The sequence below is a fragment of the Niallia endozanthoxylica genome (assembly GCF_008710145.1).
Taxonomy (GTDB): Bacteria; Bacillota; Bacilli; order Bacillales; family Cytobacillaceae; genus Bacillus_BD; species Bacillus_BD endozanthoxylica.
In genome coordinates, this window is the sequence record NZ_VYKL01000014.1 from 37,451 (window position 1) to 58,364 (window position 20,914).

Sequence of the window (20,914 nt, forward strand, 5' to 3'; positions counted from 1 at the left end):
TAGGAAACAACAAAAACGAGCCAGGGTCTAAGCCTTAGCTCGTTTTTTCTAGACAAACTAAACATATTATTATCCTTCATTTGCAACGATTTCCTGGAATTCCTTACACCGTTTCAAATAAGCTTCGATTAGTTTAAAGCTATTGTCATCCACAAGTAATTCCGGATGCCATTGGACAGCAAACAATGGAACGCTATCATCTTTTAGTTCGTAGGCTTCTACTAAACCATCCTCTGCCCAGGCAAGAGGATTCAGGGCGTCTGCAAGCTGATCAATTCCTTGATGATGATAGGAGTTTACTTCAATCCTTTCTCCTAATAATTCCTTCATCCATCCTCTTATTTTTACAGAATGGACTGGTTTACTGTAACTATCGGAAATATGCGCAATCCCGCTGCCAAGCTCAGACAGTTCTTGATGCAGCGTTCCTCCTAACGCGACATTAATCAGCTGGAAGCCTCGACATATCCCAAGAACGGGGATTTTTCTTTTTATCGCAAACTGAACCGCTTGAATCTCAAACAAGTCCATTTCCTTATTACAATCGGCTGTTAAGGGATGTCTATCCTCTCCATATAAACTAGGATCAATATCCTCAAATCCGCCATTAAGCACCAAGACATCTAAGCGGTTAAGAATATCAACTTCATTATCAATATCAATAATGACAGTTTCATAACCTAACTTTTGAAAAAAGGTCAATAAACTGGTGGGTACGAATGTAATTGGCAGCGGCGGTGACGCATTGTTTAACCAATCTTGACGCCCGATAAATCCAACGATTCCTTTATTCATCGATAATGCTCTAACCTCTTTTCCATACTAGATTTCCAGGGCTTCATTCTCACGAGTCCATGGATATGCTGCATAATCTGTTCAAAATCTTGACGATCAATCGCCAGCCAATCGTCATCCGGAATTTCTTCATATATCGAATAATCCCACACTTCTGCCCCGAGTACGGCAGAAGTGAGCTGTTCGTATTTACTTAATTCTTCTTTCAACGCTTGAATTTCCTGAAGCAGTTCTTTTTCCCGTGAATATTCCTCCATCCTTCTCTCCTTTCAACCTGACTTCCGCTGAATCAAGTTACAGAACTTCAAAGTATTCTCTTTGTTCCCATTCAGTGGTTTCTACCTCAGCATTTGCAATATTTTCTTCTTGAACATATTGCAAGTACCGGCCATATTCACTTTCTTTAACGGCCACGATATATTTCACAAAGCTTTCCCCAAACTCTTCGATAAATAACTCACTTCTCTTTAACTCGTCTACCGCTTCTTGTAAGCTTTTTGGCAGCTTTGCACGGTCGTTATCATACGGAGTTTCACTTGGCTCACCTGGTTCAATTCTGTTATCCACACCATCTAATCCAGAAACAATTTGCGAAGCCATATACAGGTATGGATTGGCCCCTGGTTCACCGATTCGGTTTTCAAAATGGGAGGAAGCATCTCCTGCGGTTCCATGCACGTTAATCATGACACCGCGGTTAAAAATTCCCCAAACTGTACTCGTTGGCGCTAATGAATTTGGTTTTAGTCTCTTATAGCCATTGATAGTAGGAGTTGTAAAGACAGAAGCTGCTCTCGCATTCGCTAAAATACCCCCAATATAATGACGGCCAAATTCACTGATTGCCTGATTTTCATCCATAAATAAGTTGGTGCCTGTATTTTTATCAATAATTGACTGATGTAAATGCCAGCCGCTGGAACAGAACCCTTTCAAATGCGGTCTGCACATAAAGGTTGCCATATAACCATATTTTCGCGAGATTTGTTTGGTTGCAATTTTAAAATACATCATGGCATCCGCTGCTTCCATTCCCTCTAATGGATCAAACACAAATTCATATTGCCCTGGTCCCAACTCATTCTCCATCGTCCGAAGCGGAATGCCCAATTTTAAGAGATTCTCAGCCAAAACATCTAATATTTCATGTATTTCTTGATTATGCGGCTCCGCTTGATACCATAAACCATGCTCGACCGTACTTACTTTCGGTGCAGCCGGAGGCAAACCTAAGTCACCGTTATGCTCGACTGCAAGCATAGGATCTTCAATCTTTGTCAAATACCATTCAATTTCTAACCCGACTATACTCTCCATTCCACGCATCTTCAGTTTATCCAAGGCTTTTCGATACACCTGTCTTGCGGAATAAGGAACGGGCTGACCATCATTGAAATAAATATCACACATCACCATGGCCTGGCGATCTGCCCACGGGATCAATTTAAAGGATAAAGGATCTGGTACAAGGGTAATGTTTGGACAGCCTGTCATTTCAGGTACACCATAGCCACCGCCTGGAATGAACGGGTTGAACACAAGGGCATAGGCAGAATCAAAAATAAAGGTACCTGTACTGATATTTAAGCCGTTTTTTAGCGACTTAATAAAGCCTTCTTTCGGGACCCTTTTACTTTTTAACACTCCTTGTTGATCTACCCAGGCAATACGGACAATCAGAAAGTCATGCTCCTCCAGCTCGGCAACAATTCTTTGAGCGGCTTCTTTTTGCTCCTCTGTCCATAAGGAATAGTTACTAATAAATCCACCCTCTAATTTTGATAAAATGGTCTCTGCCATACCTTTCACGTTCCTCTCCTATTAGTTATTAATGAATGATTGGTAGATTTACAGCATGAACGTCATATTTTCATGACCCTGATCAGAATTGATTAAATTCACCATTTTCACGGCGATTTTCCATTGATCTTCGACTTTTTGTAATTTATAGCCATACCAGCCGCTATATTGTCTTAACTCTCCAACTCTTAATTCCGCAAGAGTAAAATTACAGCGGGCAAAGACGATATCTTGACTCTCTCCATGGCCTAATTCAAAATTGCCCACAAGCCTTCTCGTTCTTGACATTGGCAGCTGGGAATAGGCATATCCCGTACGTAACCGGTAAATGCGGTCCTCCAATCTTCTTCGGTCATCAAATGCATGACTAACCTCCGTTCGGGGATCTCCTCCACCAGGTGTAATGGGGATCCAATAGAGAGATTTATCAGTATAAAGAGAGAGAAATTCATCAAAACGGTATTCATCTAGCAAGCGGCATTCTTTTATAATGAGCTTTGTGCATTGTTTCTCTGTTGTAGGATTGTCCATTTCTAAATCGGTATCCCAAATAGCTAATTCTTTAAGTAATTCACTATAATAGGCATCATTAATATAATAGGAATAAAGCGATGTATTCGACTGGTTTACTTGTTGATGATTCAAGGGCTTATCCCCCTTCCTTTATTTTATAGACTGATAATTTGTTGCTGTAGACTCTGCTTGACTCATAAGCCTTTTCCATTCATTGAAATATCCTCTCATTGGCAGCTCATCGGTTACAGGTGCAGTAATCACTCCATTCGCATCCTCATGATGTGTTTCCGTCAAAGTTAAGCCCCGGTTGAAAAATACCCATTCTGCTTCAGGTATGGATAACCCTCTCTGTCCTTCTGACCAGTTCGTAACATCATCCGGTTCCCCGAAGGCTGGAAAATCCTCTTGCGTTCTCATCCGCATAGTATTAATTTCATCAGGATAGCCGTTAATCGTAGTGGCATACCAAGTAATTTGTGTTTTATCCACAGCAATCGGTTCAATAACTTGAATCTGGTTTCCGACAAAAAGCAGATTCGGGAAAATCGTTAAATTCATTTGTGAACCTACAGCTTGATCTAAATAACGATAAGCTTTTTCCCCATATTTATCGATCATCTGCTCTTCAAAAACCTCTCTGCCAGGCTGGGGTCTCTGCTGATCCCACATACTGCCATCTCCGCCGCGATGGGCTGGTCTTTGGTCGAGAAAGATATGACCATTTCCTAGATACTGAACGTACATAGGTCCATCATCAGGTTTTTGGGTAAAATAAACCATGTCTTTATCTTCTATCCCTTCTTCCTTGTATCTCTCGTTAATACCTAATAAGGAACGATGGGAAAAGGTAACGTGATAGCCATCTGCCGCATTGTCATAGACAAATTTCCAATTACAACTCATTAATTTTCGATGGGCGTTACTATTTACGCGAAGTCTTTCAGGACCGCCGTTATGGTTCATCCACTGATCAATCAGCTCTTTAGCATTTCCTAAATATTCGTCCAAACTTGGACCGTTTTCGTTTAACGTACCAAAAATTAATCCTTTATACGTTTCAACCCGAACCTGCATGAGGTTAAATTCTGGTGAATGTAATTGATCTCCGTAGGCTTTCGGCCAAGGAGCCCCAATAAAGGAACCATCATTTTTAAAATTCCAGCCATGATACGGACAAGCAAATTGCTTTGAATTCCCTTTTTCCATTCGACAAAGAGTTGAACCTCTATGTGTACATCGATTGAATAATGCGCGAATTTTCCCTTTTTGATCTCTTGTTATGATAATGGGCCTTTTTCCGAGATAACCTGTTTTATAATCATTGACTTTTGGAATTTCACTTTCATGGGCTAAATAGACCCATGTACTCCTGCCGTAAATTTGCACCATTTCCTCTTCAAAAAGCTGTGGATCTGTATAAACAGAACGGTGAACCCGATCTTTTTGAACTAAATGCTCCCAATTATACATCTCTTAACCTCCATTGAATCCTTATTCTTATTTATGACTATCTATTAATTTAAAGAATATTCTGAACATTGTAAACTAAAATCATTGTAAAAAAACTTTACACCCTGCCGTTTTCTATCGGATTTCGCTTATATTAGGTTTGTTTTAACTTAAAATAGTTTAATAGAATGGCAAAAATAAGAATCGCTCCTGTGATCACTTCCTGCCAATAGGAGGAAATCCCTGATAGGCTTAGTCCGTTTTGAAGAACCCCAATAAACAGAACTCCTAAAGTGGTTCCAACCACCGTCCCTTCTCCCCCTTTAAAGGAAGTTCCGCCTAAAAGAACTGCAGCAGCTACTAGTAACTCCATCCCCGAACCTATAGTAGGAGATACAGAGGCTAACTTTCCTGTATTAATGATCCCAGCAATCGCTGCATACAGAGCACTAATCCCATAGACACCAATAAGGATGAATGATACCTTAATCCCCGATAATTTGGCGGCTGTTGCATTTCCACCTACAACATAAATCGCTCTTCCAAATTGTGTATACTTTAAAAATAAATGGGTCACTACACATATAGCTAACATAATGATGATTGGAACAGGAACCAACCCTATCGTGCCATTCCCAAGAAAACTAACAATGGGATTATTATCGGCATATTGGGTTTGACCATCTGTCCACACATACACCGTGCCTCGAAACAAAGACATGGTTCCAAGAGTGACCACAAAAAAGTTTAAACCTAATTTTCCAATTAAAAAACCATTTGTCATCATCCCAATAAGCAGTACGACAATCAGCGTAATCAAAATACTTACCAGCTCTGGTACACCGGCAGCCACTAAATTGACAAGAATTAATCCGCTAAAAGCTAAGCTTGCCCCAACTGATAAATCAAATCCTCCTGAGATTAACACCAACGTCATAGCCATCGCCATAATCCAGATAGCGGAAATGGAATTTAATAGATTGATCCAGTTATTGGCGGTTAAAAAAGAGGGGTTCAGTATGGTCATAATGACGCAAAGCAGGATTAATAGCGGACCAATTCCTACTAATTTAAAGGCATTCTTTTTCATTGATTGGCTGCGTTTTTGTAATTCTTGTTCTACTACCACATTATCCATGGAACACCTCCTAAAATCTTAATTGCCAGTCGCGTAGTACATAACCTTTTCTTCGGTCATTTCCGCCTGATCCAAGACTTTCTGTAAATGACCGCGGAACATCACGCCAATTCGATCAGCAATACCGATGGCCTCTGGCAATTCAGAGGTCGAGACGATGACCGTCACTCCTTGCTGTGCTAATTCACGCAGCAGCCTATAAATCTCGGCTTTTGCCCCTACATCAATTCCTCTTGTCGGCTCTTCCAATAAGAGGAATTTTGGATTTAACGCCAAGGCACGCGCGAGCACCACTTTTTGTTGGTTCCCCCCTGATAAGGTTTTAATTAGAGTATGAACCGTAGGTGCTTTGATTTTCATATTTTCTTTCATTTGGAGAAACATATCCTTTTCCACTTTCCGACCAATCCATTTCCAAAATGCCTTTTGACTGCGGTAACTAATCATCGCATTTTCCATAATGGACATTTCAGCAATAATTCCTTCCGCTTTTCTTTCACCAGGGATATAAGAAAATCCCTTATCAATGGCTTGTCTTGGGTTTTTAAAAGTTATGGGCTCACCATGAATCTCTAATTTCCCCTTTGAAGGCAATACTCCAAATAAGCCTTTTAACAGCTCACTTCGACCGCAGCCGTCCAAACCAGCAAGAACAAAGACTTCCCCTTTTTTAATCGAAAACGAAACATTTCGGACTTGCTTGCAATAAAAATCATGAAAAACAATTGCCTGTTCCTCAGAAGGAACCTTACCCTTTGGCGGATAATAATCCTTTAGCTCTCTCCCTACCATCGAGGATACAATGGCATCTTCACTTAGCTCTTGTTTTTTCAGATTACAAATATAATTGGAATCTCTTAAAACGGTGACTGTATCACATAAGCGAATATATTCTTTTAATCGATGTGAAATAAAGAGAATGGCAAGACCTTTTGCTTTAAGCTCATCTAGTACGGTAAAGAGCTTTATCGTTTGGTCTTCGGATAAAGAACTCGTCGCCTCATCTAATAATAAAACTCTCGGATTGGAGGCTAGTGCGCGCGAGATGAGAATTAATTGCTGTTTATCAGGTGACAGTATTTCTACAGGAATATCTAAATCAATATCTGACACACCAAGCAGTTCTAAGTACTTTAAAGCAATTTGCTTATACTTTTTCCAATTCACAAACAGTTTGTATTCATGTCGATTGCCCATGGCGATATTTTCTGCTACAGATAGAGAGTTTACTAGTGAAGGCTCTTGCGTCACCATAGCCACGTCTCTCTGCAGTAACCGTTGTGACTCTTTTAGGGATTGGCCGTCGTAGACGACCTCACCCTGATTTTGCTTTTCCATGCCGCTTATAATTCGTAACAAAGTAGATTTACCAGAACCATTTTCTCCTGCGATTCCGTGAATGCTTCCCCATTCAATATTCATAGAGATCCCATTCAACGCCACAACACCGGGATAGTGCTTTGTCATATTTTTTATTTCCAAAGCAAATCGACCATTTTGTTCAAGAATCATTTGGCACCACTTTCTTTGAGTGCATCATACTGACGATCTTTCACTAGTTTTAATTCTTCCTCCCAAGAAACAAAATCCTTAACATTCGATGGATCAATTAATGGGGATGGAACAATGATTTCTTTAGCGATTGAATCTTGTGCTTTTTCTACTACATACTGGTTGATAAAATCGACTTGAATCGCTCCGCTTTTGACTGGGTTAATATTAAAGGTTGCATGCATTTTGCCGTTTTTTACTGCTTGAATTCCACCTTTCTCAGCATTAAATCCAACGACCATAATTCCATCTTTCTTATCTTCAGAATATAATTTGCCACCTGCATTACTAATCGCCTGCGAAGCACCAATGGCACTTTCGTCATTATAAGCAAATACGGCTTTGATATTTGGATTGGCTGTTAGCAGGTTTTTCATTAATGGTTCGGCACCAGCAATATTATCTGAAGGATTATCCTGCTGACCTGCAAAGGTTAAATGGTCATAGTTTTTAAGTTCACTTTTATATTTATCCATCACAAAGATATTGCCAGGAACAGGTATCGCAAAGCCGATTCCCGCTACTTCTGCTTCTGTATAGGAATCCGCGAATAATTTAGCCACTGTAACCGCTGCTGCTTCGCGTCCAAGAATCATCTGGTTAACCATCCCGTAGTCGTCTCCGCCTTTTTGCACATTAAAATCAATCCCAAACATCGGAATATTCTTTTGTGCTACACGGTCTAAAGCCGGCTGCAGTGCTTTCGAATCTAATGGCCAAACGATTAACGCGTCAATGTCCTGACCTAATAAAGTATTAATATCACTAGATTGTTTGCTTGCATCACCTTGGGCATCAATTCCCATTACTTCAAAACCATAGACATCAGCCCTAGCTTGGATGGCCTTATACCAGGTTTTAACCGAATTGTTTGCTTCCATTGGAACCGAAACACCAATTTTAATTTCTGAGGTGTTTCCGTCTGTTCCCGAATTCACAGTGGATTCCGTTTTTCCACAAGCAGAAATGAATAAGATACTAATCATAAGTAAGATGATCAACTTTAGTTTCATTATGTTTCCTCCTAAATATTTAAGAAACTCATTTGAATAATATCGTTTATAAGGTCCTTCTAAATAATGGAATAAGGAAACGAACAATACTGAAAAATTTACGAATACCACGAAACCTTGATAGACTAATATCAGTCTATCAAGGTTTCGTTTTTATCCTATCAACTATTGATCATCTCAAAATCTGTTCAATAACACCTTTCTTTTCATCGCGAATTACTACTCCATAGTTTTCTTTCGCGTACTCTTTTGAAATATAACCATATCGAACCTCTTTAGCGACCATTTCAGCAGGGCGTTTTTTCGGGTCACCATAACCGCCGCCGCCTCCTGCAAGTTGTCGATAGACCGTTCCCTTTGGTATATCAGAAATCAAATCCTTCGTAAAACTCTTGTATTCTCTTCCATCTGGATATTGGAGAGTAATAGAATTCACGGCACCATTGGTTCCACCTAAAATTCCAGGAGCAGCAGTGGCTTCGCTGCCGCCATCACCAAACACACTGGCTTGGACACCGTCAGCATTAATCGTGAACTTTACTTCAACACCTAAGCCGCCTCTCCATTCCCCTGCACCGCAGGAATCTGTCGCATATTCATATTTGTGGAGAGTAAAAGGCAGCGTCAATTCAAACATTTCCGGATCTTGTGCAGCTAAAGCACCTCCAGAAGCAATTAAACCAATGTGGTCATACCCGTCAGCACCTTTTGTACCGCCGCTTCCCCCTTTACTTCCATTTAACAGAATGTCAACAAAAGGACTTTTCGTGCGTTGGTCCGTTCCATTTAATATCGCACATAGTAACGAATTCCAGCCCGCTGTCACTTGCTCTGGTAAGGCTTTGGACAGAGCAATAAATATAGCCGAACATATTTGATCACTTAAATGGTTTCCAAAGCCCGAAGCAGCTGGAAATACTGGATTAAGCATGGTTCCTTCTGGAACGTGGATGGAAATACATCTTTGAATCGCTTCATTATGAGCAATTTCCTGCTCGGTTAGCATGAAGAAGGAAATCATGACTGAGGAAATGGTCACTGGTAACGGCGCATTGACATATCCCTTCGTCTGTTGTGACGTTCCTGTAAAATCAAAGTGCATCTGTTCGTCTTCTACCGAAATGGTCACTTTAATTTTCATTTCCGCTTCATGATCAAAACCATCATCAACGACTAACCATTCCCCTTCATAAACCCCGTTTGGAATCGTCTTAATAATGGACTTTGCCATTTTTTCAGTAGAATCAAAGATTTCCGAGATGGCTTCATTGACAATTTTCCCGCTATACTGATCTAACAGTTTGACGAGCTCTTTTTCACCAACGGTACACCCTCCTACCATTGCTAGAATATCATCACCAACAACAGGCAATCTGACATTCCCCATCACTAAATCCCACACATCCTTCAGCTTTTTACCTTTGCTGAAAATACGAATAGGTGTAATGCGAATTCCTTCCTGCCATAAATCCGTTGCATAAGGATTATAGGATCCTGGAACTGCTCCTCCAACATCAGCTTGATGGGCAGTAATAGTCGTCCAGCCAAATAATTCTCCCTCGTGAAACACAGGTTTTAAGACCTTCCAGTCTGAGTTCTGGTTTCCGCCAGTGAATGTATCATTATGAAGAAAGACATCCCCTTCATAGACATCATCTTTGAAATATTCCACTACGGCCTTCACACCTGGCGCCGCTGCATAACCTAAAATCGGGATATACTCGGTTTGCTCAATTAACACCCCATCTGCAGTGTAAATCCCTAAGGAGAAATCTCTTCCTTCGACAAGGAGTGGTGAATGAGCACTTCTTTCGATTACGGCCCCCATTTGTCTCCCAATTGCTTTTAACCTATTAGATATTACTGATACTAAAATCGAATCCATGGTAGTCTTCCCTCCTTAATTATTGCTGGAAGCAAATAGAAGATTATAACCCTTCATTTGAGACCCTGTATCTTTCATAATAAAGTTTCCATTCTCATCCAAGTTCATTTCAAATTCACTTGGAACAATAATCGTTGTTGTAGTTAATTCTACAATAGCTGGACCCGTTATTTCGGCACCAGCCTTCATATAATCACCATCATAAACTGGAACTTCTGTCATTGATTTTTGAACCGGATCAAACATTTTTCGATAATGTTTAACGGCAAGTTTTTCATCAGAAGACATATTTTCAATGGTTCTTGGTGAAAACTCCACAAAATCTCCTCGACACGATAAGCGAATATTGATCATCTCGATATCATGCCCTTTTAAATGAAAACCATATAACTTTTCATGTTCCTTATGAAACTCGTTTTCTACCCATTCTTTATGATTGTTTAAAATCATCTCCTCATCGACTTCAATAGCAACCTCATAATGCTGACCAACATAGCGCAGGTCTAAGCCCACTTTTATGATTTGCTTATCCTCAGATACTCCTTCAGAAAGCAAGGCTTTCTTTCCTTCCTGTTTATCCTCGGCAAGGATAGAAATAATATCAGCGAAGTTCGCATGTTCCCATCTTCTATGGAAGCTTTTTACAAAATCGTGTCGTAATTGAGAAGCAAGCATTCCCACTGCACAAAGGACAGAAGAGAAAGTAGGGATAATAATTTCAGTAATATCTAGTTCTCTAGCTATCATCGCTGCATGTATCGGTCCGGCACCGCCTGCGACCACGAGCGGAAAGTTTCGCGGATCTTGTCCATTTTGAATCGTTATTTCTTTCACTCCGTTGGCCATGTTCAAATTGGAAATTTGATAGATTCCAAATGCCGCTTCCTCTATACTCATATGGAGTGGTTCGGCAATATTCTTTTGGATAGCCTCATTTGCTAACTCCTTATCCAAGGACATTCCCCCGCCAAGGAAGAAGTCTGGATTTAAATATCCTAATAGCAGGTTGGCATCCGAGCAGGTTGGCAATTCTCCTCCTCGTCCGTAACACGCCGGACCTGGAGAGGCGCCTGCACTTTGAGGCCCTACCTGCAACAGTCCTCCTGAATCAATCCAGGCAATGCTTCCACCCCCAGAGCCAATCGTATGAATGGAGACCATTGGTAAAGAAATGAGATTTCGATTGATTTCCCCTTCTCTGCGAATATTGACTTCTCCGTTTTCTATTATCGACGCTTCAAACGATGTCCCCCCCATATCAATGACAATAGCCTTATTAAATCCAGATGCCTGTGCAAAGGCACTCCCAGAAACCGGACCAGCAGCAGGGCCAGATAAAACGGTCGTTGCCGGCAGCTTCGATACGGTAACAGGGTTGGTTACTCCTCCATTTGATTGCATAATTAGAAGTTCCCCATTTGTAAAACCTTTTGCTTCAAGCTTGCTCATTAATTTATCCATATAAGCTTTTAAAATCGGACCGACATAAGCATTCATGGCAGAAGTGCTTACACGGTTATATAGGCGGATAATGGAGGATACATCCGTTGATACGGTGACATATGCTTCAGGCATATACTTCTCAACGATTTGTTTTGTTTTAATTTCATTTTCAGGATTGGCATACGAATGCATATAACAAATCGCGATCGATTCCACTCCTTCTTCTTTAAACCAATCCAAGGCTTCACGGATTTCTTTCTCATCAATTTCTTTCACAATCTTTCCGTCAGCATCTGTTCTTTCATCAATGCCTACGACTAAATCTCTCGTTACTAAAGGAGCGGGAGCATTATATTTATTATTATAAAGATGCTGCCTGCTTCTCACTCCTCTTCTCATTTGCAACACATCTCGAAAACCCTTTGTCGTCAACAATCCTGTTTTCGCACCAGTACTTGTTAATACGGCATTCGTCGTAACGGTTGTACCGTGTACAATCAGGGTTGTATTTTCTAATAATTCTTGTATGGTCATTCCTAATTTATTAGCTAGGTTATTAAGTCCATTTGTTACTCCAATGGAAGGATCCTCAGGTGTAGAAGAAGTTTTATCAATGATTTGTTCTTTTGTATTCATATTAATTAATAATAAATCTGTAAAAGTCCCTCCGACATCAATTCCAATCGTAAATTTATCCAATGCTTTCACTCTCCTTTTGGGATAAATAAGTCATATATGGAAGCTTACTTAAGGATTCCGCACCATCTTTTGTTACGATAAAGACATCCGCGATACTCGCTCCGAATTCTTCCTTTGCATTTGCAAAGTTAGGATGTACACTTAACACCATTCCTTCTTCAATCACGTCTGTTCCGTTATCACTAATAACTGGTATATCATGGTCCACACCAACACCATGTCCATGCCAAATCCCAATTTTGACATCAAGATGAGCAATCTGTTTATTTATCGCATAGGCTATCTCTCCGACCGTTATACCTGGTTTGATTGTCTTTTTCACTTCCTCCATCGCTTGAACACAGGCATCAGCAAGCTCTCTCATTTCATTACTAAGGTTTCCAACAGCGATTAGACCGCCTTTTTCAACCCAATATCCATTTTCATCAATTAATTCTACGTAACAAGTAACAAGTGCATTTTCACTAATGACCTTCTTTGTTGGTTTTCGAAGGAAGAATGGACCCTCCTCAATAAAAATTAGGGTATCAATAGCACCGTTTCCTCTAGCAATTCGTTCAATTTCCCCAGCTATTTCTGCACAGGTCTTACCTGGTTGAATGACTTCCTCAAAAGCAGCATAACTTTTCTCAGCAAGAACAAACGAATTCTTAACCATTTCCATTTCTTCTGGTGACTTGTAACTTTTGATTTTTGCCACCATACCTGTCCCATCGACAATTTCACCTTTAATATGATTCATTAAAAACTCATATTGTTTGATATTCATATTTTCTTTTAATCCTACTATGCTCACTTTTTTAGGCGAGGCGGCATTAATCACATTGGCAAGTTCGACTAATAATGGATCTTCGGCTTGAATCACATCGCCCGTCCCTACAAAACGCACATCTTTTATTGTTCCTTTTTCTTTCGCAAGGTAATAGTCCGCTCTTGTATTGTAATAAGCGATAGGCTGTTGTCCTTTAATTTTGATAACAAAACCATGTCTTAAAATTGGATAATACCCGCCAAAATAATATAAATTACCATATTGAGTAATGATTCCTTTTCCATATATTAAAACGATATCTAAGTCCAATGTTTCCATTTCATTTTCAAGCTTTTTCCATCGTTGGTTCATGATTTCACTTTTAATGATGTCAATCGAATTAGTTGTTGACATTAGAGCACCCCTTTAATAATATTATTTTAAATAATTTAAAAAATCTGTATATTCAGATATTTTATCTTATTTTTCGACCTCTCTTATTCGATTAAATATACACTTTATCTATTAAGTTAGCTCCACAAATGAGTGACCCCGTTGTTATATTCTAAATTTACAAAATATTTAGATAACATTCAACCCGTTTTGCTGTAATAAAACTTTCCACCCTGGCTAGTCCGTTGTAATAAATTTTTACATCCTAAAGGTTTATATCAGAATAAAAATGTAAACTTTCTAATTATTGTAAGAAAATCTTACATAATCGTTTACAGGTGGACACAGGAATCATAAGATTTAATTGATAGAACAATTATGGGAGTGTGAATGTTTTAATGTTGTCAACTAATAATGTTGAATTATTATCAATTCCTGAACAAATTGCTAATTCTATTAAAAAAATGATTATTGAAGGAAAGATTAAACCGGGTGATATGCTCCCATCACAATTAAGTCTAAGTAAGGAATTTGGCGTAAGCAGACCCACTATGAAGGAAGCCTTTAATTATCTAGTAGACAATCGCATGATTAAACCCTATGACAGTCAACTAGGAGGATACATAGTCAATGATTTTCTTTCAGAAGATGTAAGTAATAATATCTATGAACTAATATTGCTTTCTCTCCATTCAAAAACCATTACACACCCTGATATATTTGAATTAAGAAAAATAATTGAAATTCCCTCCGCTGGTTTAGCTGCATTAAAGAGAACAGAAAAGGACTTAATATTTTTAAATAATTGTCTTGCAGAGATTCGCCAAGACAATCTTACGGTGGAAGAAATGTTAAAAATTGATAGTTCTGTTCATTATTTATTAGCAAAATGCACTTATAATCCTTTAACCGAGGCCATAATGAATGCAATCATTATGACCTATCAAAAACATTCGCCAAATATCCAGGATGAAGATAAAAAATATATTTTAATAGGAATGACGGACGTTATTGAAGCCATCATAGCCCAGGACGAAATGCGTGCAAAAAAGGCCATGGAGGAACATTTACTCTATTCACGAACCTATTTACAAATTAAACGATTAATGAGCTGATTATAAGAAAAAACGTTTGTTCATCTAACAGCGAATAGTTATGAAAAAAAGGCAGAAACGAGTGAAGGTCTTCAATGAACCTTCACTCGTTTTATTTTTTTCTTAATGAAGGATAAAAACTAGTGGTTGAAAATTGAGGTTTACTACAATCCCCTGTTACAATATATATAGATAAATCTTCCATAGGATAATCCTACAATAACGATTTGTCCCCTTAATTATAATTACTATTGTTAAGAAATTATTATAAATAAGTGTTGACAAACGAACCCTATTAATTGATAATAAGAACTAGATAATAATTATTATAAATAAAGAACAAACATAACCTTTATTATCTAAAGTAAAACAACAGATCCTGTGTAAACTATCAAAGTTAAGTTTAACCTACTATAAGTAAAAAACAATTACATTATAAACTTAAAATACAAGCTTAGCTCTTGTGGGAATATAAGGAGGAATTTTATATGTTACTTGATGCAGATATCAAAGCTCAATTAAATCAATACCTTCAAATGATGGAAGGTCCTGTAGTATTAAAAGTAAGTGCTGGTGCCGATGAAGTATCAAATAATACCCTTGAACTTGTGAATGAATTAGCTTCTATGTCATCTCAAATTACGGTAGAAAGAACAACTCTTCCAAAAACACCAAGCTTCAGTGTGAACCGCCCTGGCGAAGATACAGGTGTTACTTTTGCCGGCGTACCGCTTGGACATGAATTTACTTCCTTAGTATTAGCGCTTTTACAAGTAAGCGGCAGAGCGCCTAAAGTGGATCAAAAAGTCATTGATCAAATTAAAAAGATTGAAGGCGAATACCACTTTGAATCTTATATTAGCTTAACATGCCATAACTGCCCTGATGTGGTTCAGGCACTAAACTTAATGAGTATTCTTAATCCAAATATTACACATACTATGATTGATGGCGCGGCTTTCAAAGAAGAAGTAGAAAGCAAAAACATTATGGCTGTTCCAACTGTATTCCTTAATGGGGAAGAATTTGGCGGAGGCCGTATGAGCATTGAAGAGATTCTTGCCAAAATGGGAACTGGCCCAGATGCATCTGAACTATCTGATAAAGACCCGTTCGATGTACTTGTTATCGGAGGCGGACCTGCTGGTGCAAGTGCGGCAGTCTATGCAGCACGTAAAGGCATTCGCACAGGTATTGTCGCTGAACGCTTTGGCGGTCAAATTATGGACACTTTAGGAATTGAAAACTTTATTTCTGTAAAATATACAGAAGGTCCTAAGCTAGCAGCAAGTCTTGAAGAGCACGTGAAAGAATATAACGTTGATATCATGAATACTCAGCGTGCTAAGCGTTTAGAGAAGAAAGATTTAGTTGAAATTGAGCTTGAAAACGGTGCGGTTCTAAAAAGTAAAGCCGTGATTCTTTCAACGGGTGCCCGTTGGAGAAACGTAGGCGTTCCTGGAGAAGCTGAATTCAAAAACAAAGGTGTGGCCTACTGCCCTCACTGCGATGGTCCATTGTTTGAAGGCAAACATGTGGCGGTTATTGGCGGAGGAAACTCTGGTATTGAAGCTGCGATTGACCTTGCAGGGATTGTAAGACATGTAACAGTAATAGAGTTCTTGCCTGAACTAAAAGCGGATTCCGTATTACAAGAGCGCCTACACAGTCTGCCAAATGTGACTGTTATTACGAACGCTCAAACAAAAGAAATTCACGGAAACGAAACGGTTAACGGCATTTCCTACATTGATCGTGCAACAAACGAAGAACACCATATCGAACTAGAAGGTGTATTTGTTCAAATCGGTCTTGTGCCAAATACGGATTGGTTAGAGGGTTCAGTGGAGCGAACTGCACGTGGTGAAATTATCATTGATAACCATGGTGCGACAAATATTCCTGGAGTATTTGCTGCTGGGGATTGCACAAACAGTGCCTATAAACAAATTATTATTTCAATGGGATCAGGTGCAACAGCAGCCCTAGGTGCTTTCGATTATCTCATCAGAAATTAATTAAAACTTGTCATTGATAATGGGACCGAGATTCCGGCAACCGCCGGGCTCCCCCTTTATCATGAATGAATTGCGTAAATTTCGTTACGTTTTTATAAAATTAGACAGATTTTTAGCTTTTTATTTGACAATTAATTTATATTTATAGATAATGATAATTAGTTAATAATTAATATAGTTTATAAGTCATTATGACTTATTTACATAATAAACATATTTCTAGGAGGAATTTTTACTATGTCTCTAATTGGAAAAGAAGTACAACCATTTAAAGCGCAAGCATTCAAAAACGGTGAATTTGTTGAAGTATCTGAGCAAAACTTCAAAGGTCAATGGAGCATCGTTTGCTTCTACCCAGCAGACTTTACTTTCGTATGCCCAACTGAACTAGAAGATTTACAAAACCAATACGAAACTCTTAAGCAATTAGGCGTTGAAGTATATTCTGTTTCTACAGATACTCACTTCGTTCATAAAGCATGGCATGATACATCAGAAACTATCGGTAAAATCACTTACACTATGATTGGTGACCCTTCTCACGTAATCAGCCGTAACTTTGATGTTCTAATCGAAGAAGATGGTGTTGCTGATCGTGGAACTTTCATCATCGATCCAGATGGCGTTATCCAAGCTGTTGAAATCAACGCTGGCGGTATCGGCCGTGACGCAAGCACACTTGTAAACAAAATCAAAGCTGCTCAATACGTTCGCAACAATCCAGGCGAAGTTTGCCCAGCTAAATGGCAAGAAGGCGGAGAAACACTTAAGCCAAGCCTTGATCTTGTAGGTAAAATCTAATAGAAATACTTTTGCTATTAAATAAAAGAGGAAGCTGGTATTATGCCAGCTTCCTCTTTTTATCTATATTAGTGCCTTTATTTATAGTTATGATATTTCATCTTCATTATTAATAAGCACCTTTGTCACACCCTTTAATAGGTCGTATTGCACCCCATCGCCGAGTTTGCCCTAGCAATTTCCAATTTATTCAATCATATGCTCATGCAATGCTCTCCTGACCTCATCCGGAATCGGGAATGCTTTCGGAAAGTCTTTGGAAAAGTCTGTCCAGGCATGGACTTGATAGCCTTCTGCCAGCTTGGTCTCCCCGCGTTGGAAAGTATGTCGAATCCGGAATACCTTATTCCTTATTTCCTCAATTCCAGATGTGACCACAATTTCATTTCCAAAAAAGGAAGGAGAGAAAAATCCACAATGAGTCTCCAATAATGGGATTCCGACCCGTTGTTTGTCAAATAAATCCACACAGGAATGCCCAATTTTATTAAAAAAATGGTGTGTCGCATTATCCATCCATTTGTAATAATTAGGATAATAGACGATTCCCGCTGCATCCGTGTCTCCCCAATTAACCGTAAAGGTAAATTCCATCATATTTTCTCCCCCCTCTTTCCCCATATTGTTACTATAAATATGCTTTTTACAAATGTCAAAAAACTACAGCTATTCCAGTACGGTACTTTCTATAAATCCCAATTTGCGTGAGATCTTCATGGCCGTATTTTTACATTGATTTATTATCTCTGCCAAACTTTCATCGTCGAGTTTATGAGAACGAACGATGGTTCCCAGTCCAGCTGTTACAATCCCTTTTGCATCAAAGATTGGCACAGCAATCGTAGTGAACCCTACGAAGGTTTCTTCTACGCCAACAAAATAACCTTGTGATCGGATTTCAGCTAATCTATCGATATAGCTTTTTGTATCCGTTAAAGTATGCGGAGTAAGCTGTATTAATGGATATTTATCAATGATCCCCGCTGCCTGCTCTACAGGTAAATATGCCATCATGGCAGTTCCAATGCCCCCCATATGCAGAACCTTCCGGCTCCCTACATGCGTATGGGGTTGAAATCCTTCTTGACTGTCAACTCTTAAAATATATTGTAAATGATCCTCTTGTCTTACTGCTAAAATAACAGACTGGTGAATCGTTTCATTTAGAGTCTTTATTTCACTTTCTGCTTCTCTGCCGATATCCAAATTTTCAAAAACAATATTCCCAAATTCTAAAAGCTTATAACCTAATCGGAAAGAATGCAATTTTGAATCATATTGAATCATCCCGTTTTTTTCAAGAGTCCACAGCAACCGATATACAGTGGCCCTTGTCAGCCCTGTCTCTAGCATAATATTCTCAATGGTTAACTCTTTTTTTTCAAATTTAAAGCAACATAAAATTTGTATAGCTCTCTCCACAGATTGAATCGGTTTTATGTTAATATTTCTCATATTTCATATCTCATCCTTCTTGCTTATTCGTCATCTTACCCCAATCAATTCATGAATTGAGCGATTTTTCAGAAATGTATAGAGGTAAAGATTCCTAACTCTTTATTAAATTCAGACAAATGAACAATGACACCTCCATTTCAATTCTTTTCCTATAAGCTTTTTTATTACTTTGATAAGCTTGCATCTACACTCGTAATCATTTGTTTATTTTTTCCCTTTTTCCATTGTATCACAAATCCGAATCCAACCATAAGAATACCAAGAACCAATAAAATCGGAATTCTATTAATCAAAAATAACAGGATGAACGTGCAGCCGATTGTCCACAACGCTTGTTCCCAAATTTCCATTTTGGTTTTAAAATAGCCGACAAAGGCAAATTGCAATCCAAACAAAAAGATAATACATAAAGCAAGCTCAAACCAGAATGTAAAGCTAAGTACACTTATTTTAAAGATAATGGAAGGGGCATAGACAATTAAAAACGGTAATAAAAAGGCTGAAAATGCAGCCCGGCAAGCCTCGATGGAAGCCTTCATATAATCTGCTCCCGCCATTTTCGCTGCAACAATAACCGCCAAGGCAACAGGCGGAGTAATGAATGCAAAGACCGCTGGAAAAACGACGAAGAAATGTGCTGTTTCAAATGGAACCCCAAGTTTAGTTAGAACCGGAACACCAAAGGCCGCTGCCGTAAAGTAACCAACCGTCGCTACTCCAACCATTCCAAAAAGAATAGAAACCGCCCACAGAATCAACAGCGCTACAAATAAATACCCACCGCTCCATTGCTCGATTCCAATGGACAGCTTTACGCCGATACCGCTTCCAGAAAAAGTCGTTAACAAGATTCCAACAGCCCCTGTAATCACGCCGATTTGCGCTCCGGATTTTGCACCGTCGATAAGGCCTTCAACGATGTTCATCCAAGTAGGTCTGTAGCTTTTTGGAACAGCAAAACCCAATACAATGGTAGATATAATACACCAAAAGGCAACATTCATGATACTGAACCCAGTACTAAGCATAAAAATCATGATTGCAATCGGAATCACAAATCCTGGCAAGCGGTAAAGAATCGCTTTCTTATCAACCGGCTCAGGCTTATAATCAATCTTAACACCTTCTAACTCAATTCTTTTGGCTACGGAAAAATGAGTATATAATCCGACACATGAAAAATATAATAAAGCTGGAATAATTGCCATCACAACTACTTGAATGTACGGGATTCCGGAGAATCCAGCCATAACGAATGCAATGACTCCCATCATTGGCGGCATAATCTGGCCGCCATTTGAGGCTGTTGCTTCAATAGCTGCAGCCTGTTCCGGACGGTAGCCTTCCTTTTTCATAGAGGGGATAGTATAAGCGCCCGTAATCGTGACATTGGCAATGGCACTTCCTGTGATAGAACCAACAAAGCAGCTATTGACGACGGATAATAAACCAGAACCGGAACGAACTCTGCCAACAATTAATTTTGATATTTCATAAAAAAATTGTTGAACACCCGTCACTCCAATAAGGGAACCAAAAACGACAAATAGAAACACGTAATCCGCCGAGGTTTTTAAGGCCACACCATAAATTCCCTGGGTTAGTCCGACTGATAAATTTGAGATTGTTTGAGGAATTGAATAGGCAGTCGTAGTCCATGGTTCCGGGAGGTATTGCCCGAAAAATGGGTAAATCATAAACACCACAATCAGGCTCGGAACCAACATTCCAAAAGCTTGGACGGATGCAAGTAAGGACATGACAATTAATATCACACCTACTGCTAAATCAAGAGGCTCCAAAAGCCAACCTCGCATCTGAAGCTCTTCACTTAAAAAATGAACATATAACACAGCAAAAAGCGAGAATACGGCCAGTAAAGGAAACATCCATTTTCCTAACTTTTTCTTACTTTTACTAAAGCCTGATAAGAAAACAATTAGTAAAGAAAAGCCAAGATGAAGATTATAATAGGTTAAGGAATCAAACATATCTTGAGAATAGTACATGTGTATAACGACCATCAACAGAGCTAAAGCTGCAATTATTTTATTATTCATCCGATCATACCATTTGTTTCCAGTTTCAAGTTGAGACAAGAATCATCACT

At 39.0% G+C, this 20,914-nt stretch carries 17 protein-coding genes; 3 read left to right on the forward strand and 14 right to left on the reverse strand.

What is annotated here, in order from left to right:
- Window positions 1-69: 69 nt before the first annotated feature.
- The 11 genes from F4V44_RS06585 to F4V44_RS06635 all read right to left on the reverse strand — a co-directional run bounded on the left by F4V44_RS06585 (window position 70) and on the right by F4V44_RS06635 (window position 13,454).
- The gene (locus tag F4V44_RS06585) at window positions 70-795 is read right to left on the reverse strand and encodes a gamma-glutamyl-gamma-aminobutyrate hydrolase family protein (RefSeq protein WP_150439211.1); all 726 of its coding nucleotides are present in this window, start codon (window positions 793-795) and stop codon (window positions 70-72) included.
- A complete protein-coding gene (locus tag F4V44_RS06590; protein WP_150439212.1) occupies window positions 792-1,052 on the reverse strand; it encodes a hypothetical protein in 261 nt (86 codons plus the stop codon). The genes F4V44_RS06585 and F4V44_RS06590 overlap by 4 nt, the downstream gene beginning before the upstream one ends.
- 37 nt (window positions 1,053-1,089) lie before the next feature.
- On the reverse strand, window positions 1,090-2,595 hold the full coding sequence (locus F4V44_RS06595) for a glutamine synthetase family protein (RefSeq protein ID WP_150439304.1): 1,506 nt from the start codon (window positions 2,593-2,595) through the stop codon (window positions 1,090-1,092).
- 48 nt (window positions 2,596-2,643) lie between these two features.
- Complete coding sequence (locus tag F4V44_RS06600) at window positions 2,644-3,240, reverse strand: aromatic-ring-hydroxylating dioxygenase subunit beta (protein ID WP_223881820.1); 597 nt, start codon at window positions 3,238-3,240, stop codon at window positions 2,644-2,646.
- Window positions 3,241-3,258: 18 nt separating this feature from the next.
- Window positions 3,259-4,581: an aromatic ring-hydroxylating oxygenase subunit alpha gene (locus F4V44_RS06605; RefSeq protein ID WP_150439213.1), complete on the reverse strand. Its 1,323-nt coding sequence runs from the start codon at window positions 4,579-4,581 to the stop codon at window positions 3,259-3,261.
- A 133-nt stretch (window positions 4,582-4,714) separates the two neighbouring features.
- On the reverse strand, window positions 4,715-5,698 hold the full coding sequence (locus F4V44_RS06610; protein ID WP_150439214.1) for an ABC transporter permease: 984 nt from the start codon (window positions 5,696-5,698) through the stop codon (window positions 4,715-4,717).
- Between the two features lie 18 nt (window positions 5,699-5,716).
- Window positions 5,717-7,210 carry a sugar ABC transporter ATP-binding protein gene (locus F4V44_RS06615; protein WP_150439215.1) on the reverse strand — a complete coding sequence of 498 codons (1,494 nt, stop codon included), beginning with the start codon at window positions 7,208-7,210 and terminating at the stop codon, window positions 5,717-5,719.
- A complete protein-coding gene (locus F4V44_RS06620) occupies window positions 7,207-8,262 on the reverse strand; it encodes a sugar ABC transporter substrate-binding protein (protein ID WP_150439216.1) in 1,056 nt (351 codons plus the stop codon). The genes F4V44_RS06615 and F4V44_RS06620 overlap by 4 nt, the downstream gene beginning before the upstream one ends.
- Window positions 8,263-8,434: 172 nt before the next feature.
- Entirely contained in the window at window positions 8,435-10,147 is a 1,713-nt protein-coding gene (locus F4V44_RS06625; RefSeq protein ID WP_150439217.1) for a hydantoinase B/oxoprolinase family protein, read from the reverse strand.
- A 15-nt stretch (window positions 10,148-10,162) separates the two neighbouring features.
- Complete coding sequence (locus tag F4V44_RS06630) at window positions 10,163-12,289, reverse strand: hydantoinase/oxoprolinase family protein (protein ID WP_150439218.1); 2,127 nt, start codon at window positions 12,287-12,289, stop codon at window positions 10,163-10,165.
- On the reverse strand, window positions 12,282-13,454 hold the full coding sequence (locus F4V44_RS06635) for a M24 family metallopeptidase (RefSeq protein ID WP_223881821.1): 1,173 nt from the start codon (window positions 13,452-13,454) through the stop codon (window positions 12,282-12,284). The genes F4V44_RS06630 and F4V44_RS06635 overlap by 8 nt, the downstream gene beginning before the upstream one ends.
- A 377-nt stretch (window positions 13,455-13,831) precedes the next feature.
- Here F4V44_RS06635 and F4V44_RS06640 point away from each other — a divergent pair, with 377 nt between their 5' ends.
- The 3 genes from F4V44_RS06640 to ahpC all read left to right on the forward strand — a co-directional run bounded on the left by F4V44_RS06640 (window position 13,832) and on the right by ahpC (window position 17,346).
- A complete protein-coding gene (locus F4V44_RS06640) occupies window positions 13,832-14,548 on the forward strand; it encodes a FadR/GntR family transcriptional regulator (RefSeq protein ID WP_150439219.1) in 717 nt (238 codons plus the stop codon).
- Window positions 14,549-15,015: 467 nt separating this feature from the next.
- Window positions 15,016-16,545, forward strand: coding sequence for an alkyl hydroperoxide reductase subunit F (gene ahpF, locus F4V44_RS06645; protein WP_150439220.1), 1,530 nt, complete (start codon window positions 15,016-15,018; stop codon window positions 16,543-16,545).
- Window positions 16,546-16,782: 237 nt separating this feature from the next.
- Complete coding sequence (ahpC, locus tag F4V44_RS06650; RefSeq protein WP_150439221.1) at window positions 16,783-17,346, forward strand: alkyl hydroperoxide reductase subunit C; 564 nt, start codon at window positions 16,783-16,785, stop codon at window positions 17,344-17,346.
- Window positions 17,347-17,532: 186 nt separating this feature from the next.
- Here the strand turns inward: ahpC and F4V44_RS06655 are convergent, their stop codons facing one another.
- The 3 genes from F4V44_RS06655 to F4V44_RS06665 form a co-directional block, all read right to left on the reverse strand.
- Window positions 17,533-17,943, reverse strand: a complete 411-nt coding sequence (locus F4V44_RS06655) for an acyl-CoA thioesterase (RefSeq protein WP_191090597.1) — start codon at window positions 17,941-17,943, stop codon at window positions 17,533-17,535.
- A gap of 69 nt (window positions 17,944-18,012) precedes the next feature.
- On the reverse strand, window positions 18,013-18,801 hold the full coding sequence (locus F4V44_RS06660; RefSeq protein WP_150439222.1) for an IclR family transcriptional regulator: 789 nt from the start codon (window positions 18,799-18,801) through the stop codon (window positions 18,013-18,015).
- A gap of 167 nt (window positions 18,802-18,968) precedes the next feature.
- Entirely contained in the window at window positions 18,969-20,903 is a 1,935-nt protein-coding gene (locus F4V44_RS06665; RefSeq protein WP_150439223.1) for a TRAP transporter permease, read from the reverse strand.
- Between the last annotated feature and the right edge of the window lie 11 nt (window positions 20,904-20,914).

What these genes read in the sequence shown, in the direction of transcription:
- F4V44_RS06585 (WP_150439211.1), bottom strand. Translation starts at nt 795, where the DNA reads ATGAATAAAGGAATCGTTGGATTTATCGGGCGTCAAGATTGGTTAAAC.
- F4V44_RS06590 (WP_150439212.1), bottom strand. Translation starts at nt 1,052, where the DNA reads ATGGAGGAATATTCACGGGAAAAAGAACTGCTTCAGGAAATTCAAGCG.
- F4V44_RS06595 (WP_150439304.1), bottom strand. Translation starts at nt 2,595, where the DNA reads ATGGCAGAGACCATTTTATCAAAATTAGAGGGTGGATTTATTAGTAAC.
- F4V44_RS06605 (WP_150439213.1), bottom strand. Translation starts at nt 4,581, where the DNA reads ATGTATAATTGGGAGCATTTAGTTCAAAAAGATCGGGTTCACCGTTCT.
- F4V44_RS06610 (WP_150439214.1), bottom strand. Translation starts at nt 5,698, where the DNA reads ATGGATAATGTGGTAGTAGAACAAGAATTACAAAAACGCAGCCAATCA.
- F4V44_RS06615 (WP_150439215.1), bottom strand. Translation starts at nt 7,210, where the DNA reads ATGATTCTTGAACAAAATGGTCGATTTGCTTTGGAAATAAAAAATATG.
- F4V44_RS06620 (WP_150439216.1), bottom strand. Translation starts at nt 8,262, where the DNA reads ATGAAACTAAAGTTGATCATCTTACTTATGATTAGTATCTTATTCATT.
- F4V44_RS06625 (WP_150439217.1), bottom strand. Translation starts at nt 10,147, where the DNA reads ATGGATTCGATTTTAGTATCAGTAATATCTAATAGGTTAAAAGCAATT.
- F4V44_RS06635 (WP_223881821.1), bottom strand. Translation starts at nt 13,454, where the DNA reads ATGTCAACAACTAATTCGATTGACATCATTAAAAGTGAAATCATGAAC.
- F4V44_RS06640 (WP_150439219.1), top strand. Translation starts at nt 13,832, where the DNA reads ATGTTGTCAACTAATAATGTTGAATTATTATCAATTCCTGAACAAATT.
- ahpF (WP_150439220.1), top strand. Translation starts at nt 15,016, where the DNA reads ATGTTACTTGATGCAGATATCAAAGCTCAATTAAATCAATACCTTCAA.
- ahpC (WP_150439221.1), top strand. Translation starts at nt 16,783, where the DNA reads ATGTCTCTAATTGGAAAAGAAGTACAACCATTTAAAGCGCAAGCATTC.
- F4V44_RS06655 (WP_191090597.1), bottom strand. Translation starts at nt 17,943, where the DNA reads ATGATGGAATTTACCTTTACGGTTAATTGGGGAGACACGGATGCAGCG.
- F4V44_RS06660 (WP_150439222.1), bottom strand. Translation starts at nt 18,801, where the DNA reads ATGAGAAATATTAACATAAAACCGATTCAATCTGTGGAGAGAGCTATA.